Below are 16,555 nucleotides of genomic sequence, written 5' to 3'. Positions count from 1 at the left end.
TGGAGGGCCTTTTACGGTTTACCTTCCCCCCCCGCAAGACGAAAAACGCAAGGCTACGAAACTTTTTTGACTGGTTGCAGGGCGTGTTGAAAAAGGTGTCAGACGGCTTCTGCCGCATCCTCCAGTCGCAGTTGCACGCTCTGCCGACCGCCCCAGGAATTGACCTCAAGCCGACCTGCGAAATGGAAGCGGGCACCGCCATGATTTGACAGGCGATCCCCCAGCGGACCATCGAACGCACCAAAGGCGATGGCATCCAGTCCGCCGGACATGCCATCCGATAGTGACAGTTTCAGATGTGTTTCGCCCACGCGCTTGGCAAATCGCACCTGCAGATCGGGCAAAGCATAGCGTGGGGCAGGGGCACCGGCTCCGAAGGGGCCTGCCTTTTCGATCTGCTCGATCAGGCCGACTGTTGCGGCGCCAGGCATCAGTGCCCCGTCCAGTTTCAGATCGGCAGGGCCTGCTTGCCCCGCACCCTGCTTGGCCAGCAGTTCCGACAGGCGCGCCATGGCGGGCTCTAACTGATCCCGCATCACCGTCAGACCTGCCGCCATCTTGTGTCCACCACCTTTGACCAACAACCCCTCGGCTGCCAGACGCTGGATCGACGCGCCCAGGTCAACGCCCGAGACGGAACGGCCCGACCCTTTGCCCTCATCTCCATCAAACCCGATCACGATCGCGGGCCGGTTTGCGGCCTCTTTCAGCCGCGATGCCACGATGCCTACGACACCGGGATGCCATCCCTCACCAGCAGCCCACACCAACGGCGCATCAAGCCCGCGTTCTTCCGCCTGTGCCAGTGCTGCAGCGCGCACTGCGTTCTCGATCTCACGCCGCTCCGAGTTCAGGGCATCCAGTCGCTCGGATAGGGCTTTGGCCTCGGTCACCGAGTCGGTGCTCAGCAATCGCGCGCCCAAATCGGCCTGACCGATGCGCCCACCTGCATTCACACGCGGCCCTAGCAAAAACCCTAGGTGATAGCTGTTGGGCGCAGTATCCATGCGGGCCACGTCCGACAACGCCACCAGCCCTGGCCGTTGCCGCTGGGCCATCACCTTCAGCCCTTGCCGCACCAAGGCCCGGTTGGCCTCAATCAGCGGCGCGACATCGGCCACCGTAGCCAGCGCCACAAGATCCAGCATGGCCATCAGATCCGGCCCTTTGACGCCAGCCTCGCGGAGTTGGCGGCCCGCCTCGACCAGCATCAGAAACACCACCGCAGCCGCGCAGAAATAGCCCAGATCACCGCTTTCATCCTGCCGGTTCGGGTTCACCACTGCGACGCAATCCGGCAGGGTTTCTCCCCCCAAATGATGATCCAAAACGATTACATCTGCACCCTTCGCCGCCGCGATAGGTTCATGGCTAAGTGTTCCGCAATCCACGCAAATGATCAGATCATGGCTAACTGCCAATTCCTGCATCGCCGGTACATTTGGTCCATAGCCCTCATCAATCCGGTCGGGCACATAGAGTGTTGCGGCTATTCCCATCTGGCGCAGCCACACCAGCAGTAGCGCAGCCGAACTGCCCCCATCCACATCATAATCGGCAAACACTGCGATTTTTTGATGATTGCGCACCGCTTCAAGAAACCGCGAAGCGGCAAGCTCCATGTCCTTCATCGAACGCGGATCAGGCAGCAGTTCTTTCAGCTTTGGCTCCAGAAAGCCCGAGGCCTCCATCACCGGAAGACCGCGTCCCGCCAGCACCTGACAAACGGCGCGCGGCAAATCGGTCTGCTGCGCCATCATTTCAGCCGAACGCTCGACCTCTATCCCCGGTCCAACCCAACGCCGACCGGTCAACGATTGCTCTACGCCCAGAAACGCCACATCTCACCTCATGCGCCAAGGCCGGGCCCCTTCGGACCCGGCCTTTTCATCTTTTTACAAATACTCTCGCCGAAGGCAGCGGCGCAAGCCGACATCTTTAGGTATGCGACCACATCGGAGTGCGATAGGACATGCGCCGGACCGAGCCGGTCTTGGACCGCATCAGCAACGTGGTTGTCTCGACCCAGCCCGGTTCCCGCTTGATACGCGGCAGCAGAGAGCCTCCGGTCACGCCAGTGGCAGCGAAGATGACATCTGCGGTCACCATCTCGTCGCGCGCATAAACGCGGTCCAGATCGGTGATACCTGCCTTGGCGGCGCGGCCGCGTTCGTCATCGTTGCGGAACAGCAGGCGGCCAAAGATCTGACCACCCATGCATTTCAGCGCAGCAGCAGCCAGAACACCTTCGGGTGCGCCGCCTTGGCCCATATACATGTCGATCCCGGTCACTTCGCTTTCGGCGCAGTGCATGACGCCAGCGACGTCACCATCGGTGATCAGGCGGATAGAGGCACCGGTGGCGCGCACTTCCGCGATCATTGCCTCGTGACGCGGACGCTCCAGAATGCAGACCGTAATGTCCTCAGGCCCACACCCCTTGGCATTGGCCAACGCTTCGACACGTTCGCGCGGGCTCATGTCCAGATTGACAACGCCTTCAGGATAGCCGGGACCAACGGCCAGTTTGTCCATATACACATCAGGCGCGTGCAGCATCGAGCCGCGCGGTCCCATGGCGATCACCGTCAAGGCGTTTGGCATATCCTTGGCGGTCAGGGTCGTGCCTTCCAGCGGGTCCAGCGCAATATCCACGCCAGGGCCGTTGCCCGTGCCGACCTCTTCACCGATATACAGCATAGGTGCTTCGTCGCGTTCGCCTTCACCAATGACAACAACGCCAGCGATGTCCAGCAGGTTCAATTGCTCGCGCATCGCGTTCACCGCGGCCTGATCTGCGGCTTTTTCGTCTCCACGGCCAACTAACGAGGCGGATGCAAGCGCGGCCTGTTCCGCCACCCTTGCCAGCCCCAGAGAGAGCAGGCGGTCGTTAAAATCGATCTTGGCAGCACTCATATGTTCGTATCCTCAGGTCAATAAAGCCGTAACAACCGGCATAGCTTGCGTTTCATGCAGGTCGCAAGCTCAAACCTCTTCAATGCGCAAGGCGACAGGCTCACCCGCGATAACATCCGTGTCGCGCAAGCCTTCAAGCGCGACGTCAAGAGTTGCGCGTGTAGTCTTATGGGTGACGATCAACACGGGCGCGGTGCTTTCTGCATGCCCATACTGGCGCATCCGATCAATCGAGACGCCTGCATCTCCCAAAATAGAGGCAACCTTGGCCAGCGCGCCTGGTTTATCCTGCAGGCCCAACCGCAAATAGTAGGGCGCAGGCAGGCCAGTAACGGCAGGTTTTGCCTCTTCCAACGAGGTGGCAGGGCGACCAAATGTCGGGATGTGCAATCCACGTGCAAGATCGCAGACATCGCCCATCACAGCGCTTGCGGTGGGCCCTTCACCCGCACCCGGGCCACGCAGAACAATCTGCTCAACCGCATCGCCATCCAGCACGACCATGTTGGTTCCACCTTCCAGCTGACCCAACGGAGAGTCACTCGGCACCAGACAGGGTTGCATACGCTGCTCTAGTCCCCGGGCAGTGCGCTGAGCCACGCCCAACAGCTTGATCCGGTATCCCATGTCGTGAGCCTGATGGATGTCATCCAGGCTGATTTGTTGAATGCCTTCAATCTCAATCCCGTCGAAATTCGGCTTGGTGCCGAAGGCAATCGATGACAGCAGCGCCAATTTATGCGCCGCATCGATGCCACCAACGTCCAGATTGGGATCGGCTTCTAGATACCCAAGCTGCGCGCATTCCTCAAAAAGAGCGTTGTAGCCCAACTCCTGCGATTGCATCCGGGTCAGGATGTAGTTGCAGGTGCCGTTCATCACACCCATGACGCGTGTGATCTCATTACCAGCCAGCCCTTCGGTCAGAGACTTGATCACCGGGATACCACCCGCGACGGCTGCCTCGAACCGAATGACGCGGCCTGCAGCTTCGGCCTTTTCCGCCAAGTCCTGTCCATGGATGGCCAGCAGCGCCTTGTTGGCAGTGACGACATCTTTTCCACTAGCCAATGCCGCCTCGACAGAGGCTTTCGCCGGACCGTTCTCACCGCCCATCAGTTCAACAAAAACATCGACGTCGTCACGTTTTGCCAAGGAAACCGGATCGGTTTCCCACGCGTAGTCGGATAGGTTTACGCCACGATCCTTATTGGCATCGCGAGCCGAAACAGCGGTGATCTGAACGGGGCGCCCGGTGCGCGCCTGCAAAAGATCGGCATGCCGGCGTACGATTTTGACCACTCCCACTCCGACAGTTCCCAGACCGGCAATTCCAAGCCTCAGCGCCTGTGTCATTCCCTTGGGTCCTTTCTGCTCGCAATGCCGCCCGCGATGGCGAAGTGTCCTTTGCGGGCTGCCTTAGCGGGTTAAGGGCAAGGGTGCAATCCGTCTAATCTTTCGGAGGCTTAGGCGCAGGCAAAATCCTAGTTAATCTCGGCATTTTGCAACGCCTCGGCTTTTTTCGCCAAGGCTTCGCCGCGCGTCGACAAATCCTCTTCAACCTCTTCCGCTTCGCTGACGGGATCGGTGGGGGCACCGAGGGCCGGATCCAATGCAATGAGTTTGGGATAGGGGGCCTTGCGCAATGCGGCGGTTTCGCTGCCTTCCAACTCGGGGATATTCGCGCAACTCGCAGTGGCGAGCACAAGAAATATCGACGGCAAAAGCTTCATCGCAGACCTTTGGGTTGCAGAGTTTTTCATGTGATGCACCTTTTACCGCGCTGGTTCAAGCGGGGTTCTATCTGAACAACCGTTCATATAGGATAAGGTCATGGCACGTACACAAGGCTCTCATTCAGACATCACCGGCCCTCGCATTCGCGAGGCAGCGTTGGGGTTGTTTGCCCGCCACGGTTATGCCGCTGTATCGATGCGACAGATCGCGGGAGAGGTGGGGGTGCAGGCCGGAGCCCTGTATAATTATACCCCTGATAAACAAAGCCTGTTGTTCCGTCTTATGCGCGATCATATGCAGGATTTGTTGGCTGCATATGAAGAGCTTGAGCAGTTTGACGACCCACACGATGCGCTGCGCCAGTTTGTCGGGTTCCACATCCGTTTTCACCTTCAGCGCCCGGATGAAGTATTTATCGCCTATATGGAACTGCGCAATCTGACGCCCGAAAATTTCACCGAAATTGAAGCGCTGCGCCGCCGCTACGAAGACTCGCTGGAGAGTATCTTGCGCATAGGACAGCAATCGGACCAATTCTCGGTTACCGATACCAAAATCGCCACTTTGGCGGTGATCGCCATGCTCAACGGCGTGATCACCTGGTACCGCAGCGGTGGGCGATTGTCGTTGGATGAGGTTGAACAGGTCTATTGGGATATGGTGCGCAAGGCCGTCACTGCCTGACCGGCCCTCAATGGGCCGGGCGGATGAATGTGCCATTGCGCAATTCACGAAAGGCCTGCTGCAATTCGGCCTGCGTGTTCATGACTATCGGTCCGTGCCATGCGACAGGTTCATTAATCGGAGCCCCAGAGATCAGAAGAAATCGCACACCATCGGGCCCGGCCTGAACGGTGATATCATCCCCTGTTCCGAACCGAACCAATGTCCGGTCGCCAGACATGTCGCGGATATTGACCTCTTGCCCGGCGATTTCCTTTTCCAATAGCACTCCTGAAGGGCGAGAGGCATCCGCGAAGGCAGCGCTCCCTTCAAAGATATAGGCGAACGCACGACGATAGGTATCTATTGGAAAGGTCTTTTTCACGCCCGCCGGTATACTGATATCCAGATATTGCGGATCTGCAGCGATCCCGTCGACAGGACCTGTACGGCCCCAGAAAGTGCCGACTATTACCCGGACCGCTGTACCATCGTCTTCGATAATCTCGGGAATATCGGCACTTTGGACGTCCTGATAGCGTGGGGCAGTCATCTTTTGATCCGATGGAAGATTGCCCCAAAGTTGAAAACCATGCATCTGGCCGCTGTCCGAGCCTTTGGGCATTTCCTGATGCAGAATACCAGACCCGGCCGTCATCCATTGAACGTCTCCTGCACCCAAAGTGCCGCTATTCCCCAGCGAGTCACTGTGTTCTACTGAACCAGACAGGACATAGGTGATCGTTTCGATGCCGCGATGTGGATGCCATGGAAAACCGGCCACAAAATCTTGCGGGTTGTCGTTCCGAAAGTCATCAAACAACAGATAAGGGTCCAGTTCCGAGGGGTCTTGAAACCCGAATGCGCGATGGAGCTTGACACCCGCGCCTTCCATTGTTGGAACCGAAGTGCGCGTCTCAAGGATCGGTCTGAGGGACATTCTAGCCTCCTGATTGCCTAGCCGCAATTTATGGCCAATCCCGGCGTAATCAATTTGCGCAGGAACACGCAGTCTGTGCAATCACGCTCAGACCAGCGACATGGGTGTTGTTCTTTGCATATCAAACCAGCTAGAGCAGACGAGTAACGGGGAGAGTGACATGCAAGACGAAGTTCTGGCCTCTATTCAGGCCTCATCCGCGCGCCGATGGACCGGAGTAGGGATGTTGGCCACTGTCGGAGCGCTGGTGATTTATGTCGCGATAGCATCGCCTCCGGATCTTGGTTGGCAGATATTCCTGTTTGTTGTGGGAATTGGGGCTTTCTGGTTGTCGCATCACATGTGGCATTCGACTCAGGACAGGATCGAACTGACCTCTACCGATTTACGCTCCAGCTCGGGGCAGGTGATTTGCAAAGTGGAAGAGGTTGAGACCGTCGACCGGGGTGTATTTGCGTTCAAGCCATCGAATGGATTTATTATCAAAACCCGCACGGCAGGATCGTTTGACTGGTTTCCAGGCCTTTGGTGGCGTGTCGGGCGCCGCATTGGTATCGGCGGAATGACGGCCGCCGCCGAAACCAAGTTCATGTCCGAGATACTGACCGGACTGCTTGCCGAAAGGTCGTAGCTAGACGACGCAGGACGGATCAGTATTGACGATATTGTCGAATACGCGCGGATGAGTGAACACAAGGTTGTTCATGTCAAATTCGGCGAACTCGAATGCGATATAGAATGGCGGCCGATATGTGTTCCGGGTTTCGACCACGATCATCGATCCATTGTCAGGCATGGCGGGTAGCCGAGGCTTAATGTCGTCAATGTCTGCGTTTGACCATTTCGGTAGGCCTGTGCCACGAACGCAGGACCACAGTACATTATGGATGTCGTTCTCGGCATCAAATGTAAGATAGGTCATCCGCAACGTCACTGGTGCGCGTGTATCGACCAAAGTCTCCAAAAGATCATACATCGTGTTTACATAGGCTTCAGTCACATTGCCGTCTTCGCGTGAAACCACGTCGGCGACCGCATAGGCACCTTTGATGTTGCGTGAGCTTTGGCGATAGGCATCATAGTAGGTATATGATGCGAGCATCGACCAATAAAGCAACGGTAGTATTAGCATGGCTTCAACCGACATGATGCCGTCTTCCCGGTGCCGGAAGCGACGAACGGTTCTTGCAATTGCGCCTCTGATTGAGAAATTAGCCGCCGGCATCTGCTACGTCCTCCGGTTCAGAAGTGCCACCTCCAGTGGGAGTACTTGATGAGCCTCCAAATGGTTCATGAACAAACACAGAAGTGGCATGTACCTCCCATTGCCCGTCATTGTCTTGCCTTACCAGGTCGTTCATCATGGAAAAGCCAAAGGTAGGAGAGACTTCGAGGCAAGCCCGAATAATCATCATTTCATTCGAGGTTCCCAATTCAAACGCTACATCTTCGGGCTTTCTGACCGTCGCCGGTGTATCGACGCAATAAGGTCTCGGATCCAATTCGTTACCAACGCGCGGGTCGATGGATTTCATTTCGAGTGCGAGATTTTCAGAACAGTCGGAAATGATCGCGTTCTCGCATACCATTTTCTTCAGAAGGGCGTGATCCCATTCGTCTTCCCCAGGCGGTAGCCGATTCAGTCGAACTTCCCTGATCGTCATGTCCAATGACCGCTCAAGGTCGGCGTGCCGGAATGAGATCAATCCTAAGTCCATGCCAGAATAGCCAACATAGAAAAAGAAAGGGAACCAGAACATGAATTCGATGCTCGAGGATGCACCATCCTCATTGCGCCAGAACCTTTGCGCCCGTTCTCGAAACGACATGATCATTGGGTCAGCCTCAGGTTTTGAATCGAAGTGCTGATTGAATCGAAGACGCGCTCGATCTGGGTGCCAGTTGCTTCGTAGTAGCGGGCAGGTTTGATCGCGCAGTCTTTCAGCATCTGCTTGACGCCGTAGGGGGCTTCGAAAGCGATCGAGAAAATTATGACCTTTTCTTTCTCAGCTTCTACGCAAAGATCGACAACCCGTGGATTTTTGGTCGAAGGGCCGATTTCAGTGGTCGACGCAGCCGCGAATTCATTGCCACGGGTCCAGCCGTAGGCATGGCGGAACATATTCCGGATTGCGTTTTTCTCCGTATGTGCCCAGACATCAGGCCATTCTAGTTCTGCTGGCGACGAACCGCTTTCGTTGAAGTCGCGATCATTCGATCTGTCGATATCGTAACAGGTGCCATTGTAGTAATCCCGGCAACGATATCGTTTGTAGGTACCATTTCCGTGCGCATGATCCTGGAACTTGTCACGTGTCCAGTACCCGCCGGTACTATTATCCCAAATGGTGGTATTTACATTTGGCCAAGCCCAATGCCCATTTTGATCATCATAGATGGAATAAGTCTGTGCACTTTCGTTCCAATAAATATTGGAGCCACCTTCGTTATAGGGTGAGTTTACCTTATGCTGATAGGTGTTTTCCCCATCCGTCATCAGCACGAGAACCTTAAGGGTGTCTGTCGTGGTGTTCGGTGCAGGCCGAATGGCGAACGAGTCTGGGATTTCAGAGCTGTCTGCAATCTGGGCAATCAATGGCTGAATACTGTCATCAAGCAAGGTCAAGCCCCACTTCAATCCAAGATCAATCGAAGTCCAGCCGCTTGCGACCAGATTATCAATCTGGTCCTTCAAAATATCCGGGTCATTCTGGATAACGGTCATTTCCCGTTGGTCAGTCGCGGATTCAAGCCGGCAGATGTTACTGGATACCAAAGTATCACTGAATCTTCTGTCGTTTGTGCCGCTGTCCTTGAAGTGTAAGGTCTGAGGAATGTAATCCCCCTTCCTAATGATATTCCCGCCATCATCGACGATATCGTAATAGTTGAAATTGGTTGTCGTGAAGTCCGAGGCCTGGAAGTCGATGCAATTTGCAACTTCGTTGGCACCGATCGTATTCAAGGCATCCATCAGATAGTCAGGCACCGAGACCTGTTCGGAATAGGGTACGATCGAAATTGACAATCTACCTTCTTCTGACTTCAGAACCATTTCATCAATAAAGTCGTTTGCGGCCTTCTGTAGGTTGGTCAGCTTTGTTCCGCGCATTGAGCCTGACACATCCAAAACCAACGAGATTTCAACGTTACCAATCGATTCTTCGGCAACGCTGGTCGCGGTTGAATCGATATGATCGACACCACTCCACTTCATAAAGTGGGTCTCAACGGTCATGTCAGCACTGGCTACAACCTTGCGCTTGCCTTCAAGCTCGGCGATCTGTTCAACAGAGCCATCCGCATTTGTCTTACATGTCTCGGGTTCGACTTCGATATTGCTGATAATATCAGGGTTGAAGCCTTCCTTGGTAATGTAATCGTTGACGACAACACGGGGGCAAAGCTCCTGATCCAGGTCCGCTGCTGCCAAAACGGCGCGGTCAAGGGCATATTGCAGTCGCACCCTTTCCCGATCGTAACGCATGATATCGACGGCAAATCCGGCAACGGTGAAGACAATCATTACCAAGAAGAGCGCAAGGATCGTCATCGTGCCTTCTGTTTCAGATGCAAATTGCCGCAAACGTCGGACGCACCTGTTTTCTCGGCACAAATAGTTGAACAATTCTTTTAAATCAAAATTGCGCATAGCGAATTCCTCTGTCGACAGGGCGCACCAATGCCAGCGGTTTGCAGCGCTAATAAATTATACAGGGATCGTGGCGAGATTTAGGCGTGATCATCACTATGCTGCTCGTTTTTAACGGTTTTCAGCTTTATTCGTGGCGTTTTTACTGTCTTTGTTTCCCGCCTCGGGACAATCGTGCGCAGGTGATCGATGGTCGACTCACTACGAACACGCCGATTGGCCTTTCGCAAATTGCTTAAAATAAGTGCAGTTACTGATTGCGGTAAATTACAAGCAGTGCGACAAAACGTCATGACGTTTGTCATTTGCCAGTACGGAGGATTGTATGACCGGCATTATAGAACCCAGCTTTCGTGAGAGTGTTGATCTGATGTTCAACAGAGCTGCGTCTCTGATGGACCTGCCGCCCGGACTGGAAGAAAAGATCAGGGTATGTAACGCCACCTACACAGTAAGGTTCGGAGTTCGGCTGAGAGGGCAGATTCACACATTCACCGGATACCGCTCGGTTCATTCAGAACATATGGAGCCGGTCAAAGGTGGTATTCGCTATGCTCTCGCGGTGAACCAAGACGAGGTCGAGGCGCTCGCGGCTCTGATGACCTACAAATGCGCTCTGGTCGAAGCGCCATTTGGGGGGTCTAAAGGCGGGTTGTGTATCGATCCGCGCCAATATGAAGAACACGAGCTAGAGCAGATCACCCGCCGTTTCGCCTATGAATTGGCTAAACGCGATCTGATCAACCCGTCTCAGAACGTCCCAGCGCCCGACATGGGAACAGGCGAACGCGAAATGGCGTGGATGGCCGACCAGTATGCCCGAATGAACACGACAGATATCAACGCGCGCGCCTGTGTGACGGGTAAACCGCTGAACGCTGGGGGTATCGCAGGTAGGGTCGAAGCGACCGGCCGCGGCATTCAATATGCGTTGCGCGAATTCTTCCGGAATCCGGAAGATGTCAAAAAGGCTGGTATGACAGGCAAATTGGACGGCAAGCGAGTTGTTGTGCAGGGCTTGGGCAATGTGGGCTACCACGCGGCAAAATTCCTCAGTGAAGAAGACGGATCGCGCGTGATTGGCATCATCGAATGGGATGGCGCATTATACAATCCCGATGGCATTGATGTTGAAGCGGTGCGTCAGTGGATCGTTAAGCATGGCGGCGTGAAAGACTATCCGGATGCGACGCATTCAGCCGAGGGCGGTGCGGTGCTTGAATCCGAGTGCGATATCCTGATCCCGGCCGCACTGGAAGGGGTGATTAACCTGTCTAATGCAGAACGGATCAAAGCGCCGCTGATTATCGAGGCTGCAAACGGTCCGGTCACGGCGGGCGCAGATGAAATCCTGCGCAACAAAGGTACAGTCATTATCCCCGATATGTATGCAAATGCGGGCGGTGTTACAGTATCCTATTTTGAGTGGGTCAAGAACCTTAGCCATATCCGCTTTGGCCGCATGCAGCGCCGCCAGGAAGAAGCGCGCCATGAATTGATCGTCAGCGAGCTTGAGCGGCTTGATCGATACCTGGGTGATGCCTGGTCGATGTCGCCGAACTTCAAGGCCAAATACCTCAAGGGGGGTGCTGACGAGTTGGAGCTGGTGCGCTCAGGCCTCGATGACACGATGCGCATCGCCTATCAGGCTATGAGCGAGGTTTGGCATGACCGCGCTGATGTCGATGACCTGCGCACCGCGGCTTATATTGTGGCGATTGATCGGGTCTCAAAAAGCTATCGGGCAAAAGGGCTCTGAGCATTCAGGCAGTCGAATTTATGAAAGCGGCCGCCCCATGGGTGGCCGCTTTTCACGATTTGACCTATTTCGGTTTCGCACAAGGGTCGATCGATATGCCGTCGGTCGTTGCGGATTTGGACCGGGACAGCGTTTATGTCGATGTTCAATTTACCTCGGGTACTACGCTTCTGCAGAAGAAACTCTGATACGCCGCCATATGACCGCACGCGAGTGTTGAAACATCTGCGGAAAGTCTGTGCCTAATGCTGCGCTGGCAGGGGATGCAGCTGTTGTTAGCCGCCTGACACTTCGACTGTGGTACAAATTGAAATCGGCGATGGAAGGTGTTGCTGTGCAGGGTTAAGCTGCGCCAAAGGAAACGAATCCGGGAGAACCCCATGTTGCGTATTGCCATTGTCGCGGTCTTGCTGGCCTCACCCTTGGCTGCTCAGGAGACTAAAGAGCAAAGTTGCAAGTATCAGGCAGATGTCGTGGCTGCGGTGCAGAAGGCGCGTCTGGACCGGGTAAAGGAACGCGACGTGGCGCAGGCAGTAGCAGACAGCGGTCCGACATGGCCCGAGAACTACAATGCGGCGATTCCGTTGATCACACCTTGGGTGTACGAACAGAAAATGCGCGACGTGCGCAAAAAAGATCTCGGTGCCGCTTGGCTGGAGTTGTGTTTACAGCAATAATCCACAGACAGATCATTTCTCTGTGGACAACCGCGCGCCATCCCCTTGGCGCGGGTTTTCATTTCTGGCAGGTTTGACCCATGTCTTTGCCCCCCGGATTTCTGGATGAATTGCGCACGCGCCTCAGCCTGTCTCAGGTTGTTGGGCGTAAGGTCATGTGGGACCAGCGCAAATCCAATCAGGGCAAGGGTGATATGTGGGCACCTTGCCCGTTTCATCACGAAAAGACCGCCTCATTCCACGTCGATGATCAGAAGGGATTCTATTACTGCTTTGGGTGCCATGCCAAAGGCGATGCTATCAGCTTTGTGAAAGAGACCGAGAATGTCTCGTTCATCGAAGCGGTCGAGATTCTGGCGCGTGAAGCGGGGATGCCGATGCCTGCGCGCGATCCGAAAGCGCAGGAGAAACAGGACAGACGCTCGCAACTCGCCGACGTCATGGAGCAAGCGGTTCAGTTCTTTCGCTTGCAACTCAAGACCGGGGCAGGGGCCGAGGCGCGCGATTACCTGACCCGCCGAGGGCTGGATGCGCAGGCGTTGGATCGATGGGAGATCGGGTTTGCCCCCGACGGCTGGCAGGCGTTGTGGGATCATCTGACCGGCAAGAATGTAGCCGATGATTTGATCCTTGCGGCGGGTCTGGTCAAACCGTCCAACAAGGGCAAAAAACCATATGACACGTTCCGAAATCGCATCATGTATCCAATCCGCGACCCACGCGGGCGTTGCATTGCCTTCGGCGGTCGGGCGATGGACCCGAATGACAACGCAAAATACCTGAACTCGCCCGAGACCGATTTGTTCGATAAAGGCCGTAGCCTCTATAACCACGGTCCTGCGAGACAGGCGGCTGGGAAGGGGCAGCCCCTGATTGTTGCCGAGGGTTACATGGACGTAATCGCGCTGGCCGAGGCGGGCTTTGGCGCGTCGGTGGCACCATTAGGAACAGCGATCACCGAACATCAACTACAATTGCTCTGGCGCATATCTGATGAGCCTATCATCGCGCTGGATGGCGACACCGCAGGTCTACGCGCGGCGATGCGGGCGGTCGATTTGGCTCTGCCGTTGCTAGAGGCGGGGAAATCTCTGCGCTTTGCACTCTTGCCCGAGGGCAAGGATCCCGACGATCTGCTGCGCGCCGATGGGCCGGGGGCAGTGCAAGCGGTGCTGGAAGGTGCGATCCCGATGGTCAAACTGCTGTGGCAGCGTGAGACCGAGGGTAAGGTTTTTGACAGCCCCGAACGAAAGGCGGCGTTGGATAAATCTCTGCGTGAGAAGATCAAGCTGATCCGCGATCCCTCAATCCGGTCGCATTACGGGCAGGAAATTAAGGACCTACGGTGGCAATTGTTTCGCCCTCAGCGACAATCGCCAAATCGCCAGTGGCAACCGCGCGGCAAATGGCAACCGCAGGCTCAGCCTGCCACGCCCGGTGCTCGCGCATCGTTTCTGGCGTCGTCCGAGAACGCGGACATCCAATTGCGCGAAGCGGCCATTCTCGCAATTGCTATTCTAAATCCGCAAGTTGTAATCCAATTCGAACACCAGTTGGAAGAAATGGATTGTTACGATCCCGATCACGCAGCTTTACGCGGGGCGATCTTGCGCCATGCGATTGACGATCCGGACAATCTGCAAGAGCACATCGTACAAACTTTGGGGCCGGAACCCCTTGAAAACCTTCTGGCCCTTCGCCATGTCGCAGTGATCCCCTGTGTGTACAAACCAGGCGACGTTGAAAAGGCCCAGATGACGCTGGCCGAGGAACTCGCAAAGATCAAAGCGCTCCGGGGGTTGGATGCTGAGATTGCCGAAGCGGCGGAGGAATTGTCTGATCTGGCCGATGAGGCGCTGACATATCGGCTGGCGCAAGCCGCCGAAGAGCGCAACCGGACAAGCCGCAGCCAGAACGAAGACAGGGCCGTTTTCGACATCGCCGACAATGGTGCGCGAATCAACCGTGACGAGAAAGACGCGTTTGAAGCGATCATGTCGGGTATCAATTTTGAGCGGAAACGCCGGTAAAGTGGTGTTTTCGTAAGGCACTGGAAAAGAAAAACAGGTAAACGGGTGGCCGAATCACTTCTACGCGCTAATGATTCGGTCAAAACGAATCACCCATCCCTGCAGGAGCATTGAATGGCCGCCAAGGATACGAACGAAGACCGCAAATCCGACGAGCAGGAACAGGAGATCTCGCTTGATATGAGCCAGGCAGCGGTCAAGAAAATGATCGCCGAGGCCCGTGAGAAAGGTTACATCACCTACGACCAGCTTAATCAGGTTTTGCCTCCTGATCAGGTCAGCTCGGAACAGATCGAAGACGTTATGTCGATGCTGTCCGAGATGGGCATCAACATCATAGAAGATGAAGAAGCCGAGGAAGAAGAGAACAAAGGTTCGACAGAACTGGTCACGACCGAAGGCCCACGCGAAGTTGCGCTGGCTGGTGCCGCTACCGAAAAGCTGGATCGTACTGATGACCCCGTACGCATGTATCTGCGCGAGATGGGATCAGTCGAACTGCTTAGCCGCGAGGGCGAGATTGCCATTGCCAAACGGATCGAGGCTGGTCGGAATACTATGATCGCCGGCCTGTGCGAAAGCCCACTGACCTTTCAGGCGATCACGATCTGGCACGACGAATTGTTGAGCGAAGACATTCTGTTGCGCGACGTTATTGATCTTGAAACAACGTTCGGCAACCAGTTGGATGAAGATGGCGACGTACAGGAGCCGGTCGTTGACACATCGTCGGTTCAGGCAGCCAAACCCGCCAAAGATGAAGGCCCAGAGCTGGATGCCGATGGCAACCCGATTGCCAACGACGACGACGATGACGAAGACGATCAGGCAAATATGTCGCTTGCTGCGATGGAAGCAGCGCTTAAGGATCAGGTTCTGACTACGCTAGAGCGGATTTCCAGCGACTTTGCGATGCTCTCCGAAATGCAGGATAGCCGAATTTCGGCCACTCTGAATGAAGACGGATCGTTCAGCGAAAAAGACGAAGAGACCTATCAGAAGCTGCGCGCGGAAATTGTTGAGCTGGTAAATGGTCTACACCTGCACAACAACCGTATCGAAGCGCTGATCGACCAGCTTTATGGCATCAACCGCCGGGTCATGTCGCTGGACAGCTCGATGGTGAAACTGGCCGACCAGGCCCGGATCAACCGTCGTGAATTCATCGACGCCTATCGCGGGCGTGAACTGGATCCGAACTGGCTGGCAGAAATGGCCGAAAAGCCGGGCCGGGGTTGGCAGATGTTCATTGAACGCTCGACCGCTAAGGTCGAGGAACTGCGCAACGACATGGCGCAGGTCGGTCAATATGTCGGTCTGGATATCCCTGAATTCCGCCGCATCGTGCAGCAGGTTCAGAAAGGCGAGAAAGAGGCGCGGCAGGCCAAGAAAGAAATGGTTGAAGCCAACTTGCGCCTAGTAATCTCGATCGCCAAAAAGTACACGAACCGCGGCCTGCAATTCCTTGATCTTATTCAGGAAGGTAACATCGGTCTGATGAAGGCGGTGGACAAGTTCGAGTACCGCCGTGGTTATAAGTTCTCGACCTACGCCACTTGGTGGATCCGTCAGGCGATCACGCGGTCAATCGCGGATCAGGCGCGCACCATCCGTATTCCGGTACATATGATCGAGACGATCAACAAACTGGTTCGGACCGGACGCCAGATGTTGCACGAGATCGGTCGCGAGCCGACTCCGGAAGAACTGGCAGAAAAGTTGCAAATGCCGCTCGAGAAAGTTCGAAAGGTGATGAAGATCGCCAAGGAACCGATCTCTCTCGAAACACCCATCGGTGACGAAGAAGACAGCCAGCTTGGCGATTTCATTGAGGACAAGAATGCCGTGCTGCCGCTCGACAGCGCGATTCAGGAGAACCTCAAGGAAACCACCACGCGGGTTCTGGCCTCACTCACTCCGCGCGAGGAACGGGTACTGCGGATGCGTTTTGGTATCGGCATGAACACTGACCACACACTGGAAGAGGTGGGTCAGCAGTTCAGTGTTACCCGCGAACGTATCCGCCAGATCGAGGCGAAAGCGCTGCGAAAGCTAAAGCATCCCAGCCGATCGCGGAAGCTTCGGTCCTTCCTGGATCAATAGGTCAAAGGCGCCCACGAGGCGCCTTTTTCATGCCGCGCCTCACATTGTCTGAACAACAAATCAAATTGGCGAAATATC

15 protein-coding genes are annotated in these 16,555 nt (G+C 55.4%); 7 read left to right on the top strand and 8 right to left on the bottom strand.

Annotated elements, in window-relative coordinates; genetic code table 11:
- Positions 1 to 98: 98 nt before the first annotated feature.
- The 4 genes from recJ to ACRZ91_RS05755 form a co-directional block, all read right to left on the bottom strand.
- Entirely contained in the window at positions 99 to 1,841 is a 1,743-nt protein-coding gene (gene recJ, locus ACRZ91_RS05770; RefSeq protein ID WP_480903229.1) for a single-stranded-DNA-specific exonuclease RecJ, read from the bottom strand.
- A gap of 97 nt (positions 1,842 to 1,938) precedes the next feature.
- Positions 1,939 to 2,916 (bottom strand): class II fructose-bisphosphatase, encoded by a 978-nt coding sequence (gene glpX, locus ACRZ91_RS05765; RefSeq protein WP_170773027.1) that lies wholly within the window; start codon positions 2,914 to 2,916, stop codon positions 1,939 to 1,941.
- A gap of 69 nt (positions 2,917 to 2,985) precedes the next feature.
- Positions 2,986 to 4,272: a homoserine dehydrogenase gene (locus ACRZ91_RS05760; protein WP_170540819.1), complete on the bottom strand. Its 1,287-nt coding sequence runs from the start codon at positions 4,270 to 4,272 to the stop codon at positions 2,986 to 2,988.
- A gap of 128 nt (positions 4,273 to 4,400) precedes the next feature.
- Entirely contained in the window at positions 4,401 to 4,679 is a 279-nt protein-coding gene (locus ACRZ91_RS05755) for a hypothetical protein (RefSeq protein ID WP_010441983.1), read from the bottom strand.
- Positions 4,680 to 4,749: 70 nt separating this feature from the next.
- Between ACRZ91_RS05755 and ACRZ91_RS05750 the strand changes: the two genes are divergently transcribed.
- Complete coding sequence (locus ACRZ91_RS05750) at positions 4,750 to 5,337, top strand: TetR/AcrR family transcriptional regulator (protein ID WP_170540813.1); 588 nt, start codon at positions 4,750 to 4,752, stop codon at positions 5,335 to 5,337.
- Positions 5,338 to 5,344: 7 nt separating this feature from the next.
- Here ACRZ91_RS05750 and ACRZ91_RS05745 read toward each other — a convergent pair whose 3' ends face one another.
- On the bottom strand, positions 5,345 to 6,256 hold the full coding sequence (locus ACRZ91_RS05745; RefSeq protein ID WP_480903226.1) for a pirin family protein: 912 nt from the start codon (positions 6,254 to 6,256) through the stop codon (positions 5,345 to 5,347).
- 160 nt (positions 6,257 to 6,416) lie between these two features.
- Between ACRZ91_RS05745 and ACRZ91_RS05740 the strand changes: the two genes are divergently transcribed.
- On the top strand, positions 6,417 to 6,887 hold the full coding sequence (locus ACRZ91_RS05740) for a cytochrome P450 family protein (protein ID WP_170540810.1): 471 nt from the start codon (positions 6,417 to 6,419) through the stop codon (positions 6,885 to 6,887).
- On the opposite strand, the gene ACRZ91_RS05735 is transcribed toward ACRZ91_RS05740, so the two are convergent.
- Genes ACRZ91_RS05735 through ACRZ91_RS05725 form a run of 3 tightly spaced genes read right to left on the bottom strand, consistent with a single transcriptional unit; the run spans position 6,888 to position 9,809 of the window.
- Positions 6,888 to 7,481 carry a TadE/TadG family type IV pilus assembly protein gene (locus tag ACRZ91_RS05735; RefSeq protein ID WP_480903223.1) on the bottom strand — a complete coding sequence of 198 codons (594 nt, stop codon included), beginning with the start codon at positions 7,479 to 7,481 and terminating at the stop codon, positions 6,888 to 6,890.
- Positions 7,468 to 8,091 carry a TadE/TadG family type IV pilus assembly protein gene (locus tag ACRZ91_RS05730; protein ID WP_480903221.1) on the bottom strand — a complete coding sequence of 208 codons (624 nt, stop codon included), beginning with the start codon at positions 8,089 to 8,091 and terminating at the stop codon, positions 7,468 to 7,470. Before ACRZ91_RS05730 ends, ACRZ91_RS05735 begins: the two co-directional genes overlap by 14 nt.
- Entirely contained in the window at positions 8,088 to 9,809 is a 1,722-nt protein-coding gene (locus tag ACRZ91_RS05725) for a Tad domain-containing protein (RefSeq protein WP_480903219.1), read from the bottom strand. Before ACRZ91_RS05725 ends, ACRZ91_RS05730 begins: the two co-directional genes overlap by 4 nt.
- A gap of 424 nt (positions 9,810 to 10,233) precedes the next feature.
- On the opposite strand from ACRZ91_RS05725, the gene ACRZ91_RS05720 reads away from it, so the two are divergent.
- From ACRZ91_RS05720 to rpoD, 5 genes are all read left to right on the top strand, one after another.
- Positions 10,234 to 11,667, top strand: coding sequence for a Glu/Leu/Phe/Val family dehydrogenase (locus ACRZ91_RS05720; RefSeq protein ID WP_480903217.1), 1,434 nt, complete (start codon positions 10,234 to 10,236; stop codon positions 11,665 to 11,667).
- Between the two features lie 20 nt (positions 11,668 to 11,687).
- Entirely contained in the window at positions 11,688 to 11,855 is a 168-nt protein-coding gene (locus ACRZ91_RS05715) for a hypothetical protein (RefSeq protein WP_480903215.1), read from the top strand.
- A 192-nt stretch (positions 11,856 to 12,047) separates the two neighbouring features.
- A complete protein-coding gene (locus tag ACRZ91_RS05710; protein WP_170472416.1) occupies positions 12,048 to 12,344 on the top strand; it encodes a hypothetical protein in 297 nt (98 codons plus the stop codon).
- A gap of 80 nt (positions 12,345 to 12,424) precedes the next feature.
- A complete protein-coding gene (gene dnaG, locus ACRZ91_RS05705; protein ID WP_480903213.1) occupies positions 12,425 to 14,374 on the top strand; it encodes a DNA primase in 1,950 nt (649 codons plus the stop codon).
- A gap of 114 nt (positions 14,375 to 14,488) precedes the next feature.
- Complete coding sequence (rpoD, locus tag ACRZ91_RS05700; protein ID WP_010441993.1) at positions 14,489 to 16,477, top strand: RNA polymerase sigma factor RpoD; 1,989 nt, start codon at positions 14,489 to 14,491, stop codon at positions 16,475 to 16,477.
- Positions 16,478 to 16,555: the final 78 nt, after the last annotated feature.

This window comes from Ruegeria sp. O11, from assembly GCF_056535285.1.
Note: the sequence above shows the minus strand (reverse complement) of the source record. Positions and strands in the feature narration are given on the sequence as shown.

Excerpts from the sequence above, each read along its gene's own strand:
- glpX (WP_170773027.1), bottom strand. The coding sequence starts at position 2,916 with ATGAGTGCTGCCAAGATCGATTTTAACGACCGCCTGCTCTCTCTGGGG.
- ACRZ91_RS05760 (WP_170540819.1), bottom strand. The coding sequence starts at position 4,272 with ATGACACAGGCGCTGAGGCTTGGAATTGCCGGTCTGGGAACTGTCGGA.
- ACRZ91_RS05755 (WP_010441983.1), bottom strand. The coding sequence starts at position 4,679 with ATGAAAAACTCTGCAACCCAAAGGTCTGCGATGAAGCTTTTGCCGTCG.
- ACRZ91_RS05750 (WP_170540813.1), top strand. The coding sequence starts at position 4,750 with ATGGCACGTACACAAGGCTCTCATTCAGACATCACCGGCCCTCGCATT.
- ACRZ91_RS05745 (WP_480903226.1), bottom strand. The coding sequence starts at position 6,256 with ATGTCCCTCAGACCGATCCTTGAGACGCGCACTTCGGTTCCAACAATG.
- ACRZ91_RS05740 (WP_170540810.1), top strand. The coding sequence starts at position 6,417 with ATGCAAGACGAAGTTCTGGCCTCTATTCAGGCCTCATCCGCGCGCCGA.
- ACRZ91_RS05735 (WP_480903223.1), bottom strand. The coding sequence starts at position 7,481 with ATGCCGGCGGCTAATTTCTCAATCAGAGGCGCAATTGCAAGAACCGTT.
- ACRZ91_RS05730 (WP_480903221.1), bottom strand. The coding sequence starts at position 8,091 with ATGATCATGTCGTTTCGAGAACGGGCGCAAAGGTTCTGGCGCAATGAG.
- ACRZ91_RS05725 (WP_480903219.1), bottom strand. The coding sequence starts at position 9,809 with ATGACGATCCTTGCGCTCTTCTTGGTAATGATTGTCTTCACCGTTGCC.
- ACRZ91_RS05720 (WP_480903217.1), top strand. The coding sequence starts at position 10,234 with ATGACCGGCATTATAGAACCCAGCTTTCGTGAGAGTGTTGATCTGATG.
- ACRZ91_RS05715 (WP_480903215.1), top strand. The coding sequence starts at position 11,688 with ATGAAAGCGGCCGCCCCATGGGTGGCCGCTTTTCACGATTTGACCTAT.
- ACRZ91_RS05710 (WP_170472416.1), top strand. The coding sequence starts at position 12,048 with ATGTTGCGTATTGCCATTGTCGCGGTCTTGCTGGCCTCACCCTTGGCT.
- dnaG (WP_480903213.1), top strand. The coding sequence starts at position 12,425 with ATGTCTTTGCCCCCCGGATTTCTGGATGAATTGCGCACGCGCCTCAGC.
- rpoD (WP_010441993.1), top strand. The coding sequence starts at position 14,489 with ATGGCCGCCAAGGATACGAACGAAGACCGCAAATCCGACGAGCAGGAA.